The sequence below is a fragment of the Paracoccus aerius genome, from assembly GCF_014656455.1.
In the GTDB taxonomy this organism is placed as follows: Bacteria; Pseudomonadota; Alphaproteobacteria; order Rhodobacterales; family Rhodobacteraceae; genus Paracoccus; species Paracoccus aerius.
In genome coordinates this window covers 1-3,050 of record NZ_BNCL01000065.1, presented here as the reverse complement: position 1 = coordinate 3,050, position 3,050 = coordinate 1, and the positions used below count along the sequence as shown (strand labels likewise).

The window sequence follows — 3,050 nt, the reverse complement described above, 5'->3', positions numbered from 1 at the left end:
CTCATTCTGCCTGTTCCTCGAAGACGGCCGGGTGGCGATCGACAACAATCCGGCCGAGCTCTCCGGGCTTGGGCCACTCTCCGGGCAGGCCATCGTCACGGACGAGGCAGGCGACACGATGCTCAGGCTCGGCTTTTCGCTGTCCCTGCGCGGCAGCAGGCCGTCGCCGCCCACCGATGAGGATGAAGCGGATACCGTATCGGTGACCGCCAGCCCGCGCAGGCTGCGGCTCCTTGCCCTTTTGCACTATCTTTGGGACGCTGCGGGACTGACGACATGGCGCAAGGCTTACGGGCGGCGCAGCTGGTGGATCGTGCACCGCGAGCTCTGCCTTGCGGCGGCCCGCGCCCGGACCGGGTCTGGGCCGCTGTCGGACATTCTCTTTGTTCCGCCTCCCTACGTCCTCGAGGACAAGGAGCGCCTGGCAGGCGAACGGCGGCGCTTTCTCCACAGGCTGCGGCCTGTGGCGGGCAAGCCCACGGGACTTGGCCTGCTGGTGGCCGAACTCAAGGGACAGGAGCCCGCGCAATACGGCCGCAAGCTCCGCTTCAAGCATCTGCCGGACTTTTCCGTCTTCGTCGACAGCGACACGGCCAAGCGGTTCGACCGGGCTGCCGCCCGGAAGGTGCGGCTCGTCGAGGCCACGCCGAACAGTCACCTGATGGCCATCGCGACCTTTGCCGTGAAAGGCAACTACGCCGAGATCCGGGAGATTGCCCTGATGGCGGTCGATGGCCGGTGGATCCCCTTTGCGGGCGAGCGGGATCATGGGCTGCTCCAAGCCCTCGCCGAGCGGGATTTCGTCCGCTGCCTGCCCTACAACCTGCCGGTGGATGCGCCCATTGCCACCGCCGTGCTGCTCGATGGGGACGGCCCGATCGCGCTCTATGCGCCGGCCCCGGACATGGCGGCGGATCGGGAGGAGGACCTGCGCCGGATTGCTGCAGAAGGTATCTATCCGGCCTGGCACTGGCCGGCGGGGGTTTTCGACATGCCGGAGCTCCCGCGGCGCGTGGACCATGGCGCACGGACCTGATCCACGCCCTCGGGCAAACATTGATCACGCTCTGAAGCCGGGTCACACTGCCGTTCCGCAGCCAGTAGCACGGCCGACACACCAATCAGGCTTGCGTCATTCATCAGCGCGACGAATCCCCGCTGGCGGATTGATTCCGATTTGTCATTGGACCTGCCGGGAGCCCAGGCGCAGACTCTTGGCCATGATGCTAGAAAGAGGCCGCAGAACTTCCTCGGACGATAGTCCGGCGACGACCGGGACCGGCTCCAGGCGTGGCCTTGCGCCGAAGCCCTCCGTTGTTGCGGCAAAGCCCTCGGCAGCAGGCCTCATACCCTTGCTGCACGCCATCTCCATGACATAGGGAGGACACGTCCATGCCCAACTTCACCGCGCATCAACATCCGGCCCTGGCGGTTGGATGCCCCACCTGCGGCAAGGCGCCCGATGAATGGTGCTGCGGCGCCAACGGCCAGCTGTCGCACGATCTGCACAGGGCGCGCCAGGCCGAGGCCGACCGTGAGTTCGTCGAGCAGTATGGCGATCTTGCCGCCATCGTTCCTGCCGCGACCGGTTGGCTGATCGACCCCCATGGACGCGAGCGGGACTGAGGGTGACAAAGGAGGCGGCGGCTTTGTGATGAGGATGCGCCGCCCTCTCGGCTCGCAGAGAACGTCGTATGCTTCTGGTGCAGGAGATCGGTCCGTTGACAAGCTGAAGACCCAGGATACCGTCAGCGCGCCGGACCAGCAGTCAGCCACTCGTCAAGCTTCGACCAGCGGCGGCGTCCCGAGACGTTCTTGACCGCGATCGCCACGGCGCGCTTTTGACCGACCAGCACCACCAGCTTCCGGCCTCGGGTGACGCCGGTATAAAGGAGGTTGCGTTGCAACATGGTGTAATGCTGGGTCATCACCGGGATGACCACGGCGGGGTATTCCGAGCCTTGGCTCTTATGGATGGTGGCGGCATAGGCCGGCACCAATGTGTCGAGTTCGCCAAAGGCGAATAGAACCGTGCGGCCGTCGAAGTCGACCGCGACCTCGCCTTCATCCGCATCGACGTCCTCAATGGTGCCTATATCACCGTTATAGACGTCCTTGTCGTAGTCGTTCTCGATCTGCATGACCTTGTCGCCCGGCGCAAAGGTCCAGCCGAACCGCTCGACCTTTTTCTCGCCGGCCGGGTTCAGCGCCTTTTGCAGCTCGATGTTCAGGGACCGGGCGCCGACACCGCCCCGGTTCATGGGACACAGGACCTGGATGTCCTTGATCGGATCGAAGCCGAACCGCCGTGGGATGCGCCGGCTGACCAGTTCCACGATGCGGGCTACGGCTTCTTCGGGATCGCCAGCCGGCACGAAGTAGAAGTCCGAAGCCGTGTCAGGGCGCGCGAGCTCCGGCATCCGACCGGCATTGATGGCATGCGCGGTGGTGATGATCCTGCTTTGCGCGGCCTGGCGGAACACCTCGGTCAGGCGCACCACCGGCACCGCTCCCGAGCCGATGATGTCGGCCAGCACCTGGCCCGGTCCGACGGAGGGCAGCTGGTCGATGTCGCCCACCATCAGAAGTGCTGCGGTTGTGGGCACGGCCTTCATGAGCGACTGCATGAGCGGCACGTCGACCATGGAGCTTTCATCGACGACCAGCAGATCGCAATCAAGTGGGCTGTCCTCGTTGCGCTTGAAGGCGAAGGCCTTGGGATCGAACTCCAGAAGCCGGTGGATGGTCCGGGCCTCCAGCCCGGTGGTCTCGGTCATCCGCTTGGCGGCGCGGCCGGTGGGCGCTGCGAGCAGGAGCTTCACACCCTTGGCCGCGAGGATGCGCAGGATCGCATTCACGATGGTGGTCTTGCCCACGCCGGGTCCGCCGGTGATCACGGTGACCTTGGATTTGAGCGCCAGGCGGATCGCCTCGGCCTGGCTTGGAGCCAGGCTGAGGCCGGTCTTTTCCTCGATCCAGGGCAGGGCACGATCGGCATCGATGGCGGGCCAGGGCAGGGGGCCGGTGCCCAAGCGCCCGAGGTGGCCGGC

General features: G+C 65.8%; 3 protein-coding genes. 2 read left to right on the top strand and 1 reads right to left on the bottom strand.

Translation table 11 applies throughout. The features are described from left to right. Positions 1–1,036 (top strand): DUF1173 family protein (locus IE224_RS20575; RefSeq protein ID WP_191313363.1); only part of this gene is annotated, 1,036 nt, incomplete at its 5' end. A gap of 356 nt (positions 1,037–1,392) precedes the next feature. Next, a complete protein-coding gene (locus IE224_RS20570; protein WP_191313362.1) occupies positions 1,393–1,626 on the top strand; it encodes a zinc finger domain-containing protein in 234 nt (77 codons plus the stop codon). 122 nt (positions 1,627–1,748) lie between these two features. Here the strand turns inward: IE224_RS20570 and recD2 are convergent. Then, positions 1,749–3,050 (bottom strand): SF1B family DNA helicase RecD2 (recD2, locus tag IE224_RS20565; RefSeq protein ID WP_191313361.1); only part of this gene is annotated, 1,302 nt, incomplete at its 5' end.